The following is a 480-nucleotide window of genomic DNA, read 5'->3' as shown; positions in this document are numbered from 1 at the left end:
GTGTAAAAGTGATCTGGAGACCACATCCTGATAGCACCGTAGCAAGCTACATCATCCAAAGAAGCGATGCAGGAGCTAATAAATTTAGCCAAGTAGCAGAGGTAAATGGCAGACTAAATGCCGAGTATATCGACACTGAGGTAAAACCTGGTAGGTCTTATGAGTATAGGATCTTAGTTAAAACTTCTTCTGGCGTCATCTCAAAACCAAGCCAAAACATAAGCGCCACAACAAAGGAGTTACCCTAAATCAGTAACGAACGTCCAAGCAACCAAAAATGCGCCAAAAAAGATCATCTTAACGTGGGATTACGCGCCAGCTGAGGATTTTGCTTATGTTAAGGTTTATAGAACGACAAGTAAAATTTTGCCTTACACATACCTAGCAAAAACGACTAGCAACACCTACGAGGACCTCATAAACACAAACGCAGCGACAAGGTATTATAGAGTCACAGCTGTCGATAAAGACGGCCTTGAG

The 480-nt window shown here is 42.3% G+C and carries 1 pseudogene; it reads left to right on the top strand.

Features of this window, described 5'->3' with window-relative positions:
* Positions 1–248: pseudogene (locus CYP28_RS00690) on the top strand (fibronectin type III domain-containing protein); the annotation flags it as partial.
* Between the last annotated feature and the right edge of the window lie 232 nt (positions 249–480).

This window comes from Campylobacter concisus (genome assembly GCF_002914195.1).
GTDB lineage: Bacteria > Campylobacterota > Campylobacteria > Campylobacterales > Campylobacteraceae > Campylobacter_A > Campylobacter_A concisus_M.
Note: the sequence above shows the minus strand (reverse complement) of the source record. Positions and strands in the feature narration are given on the sequence as shown.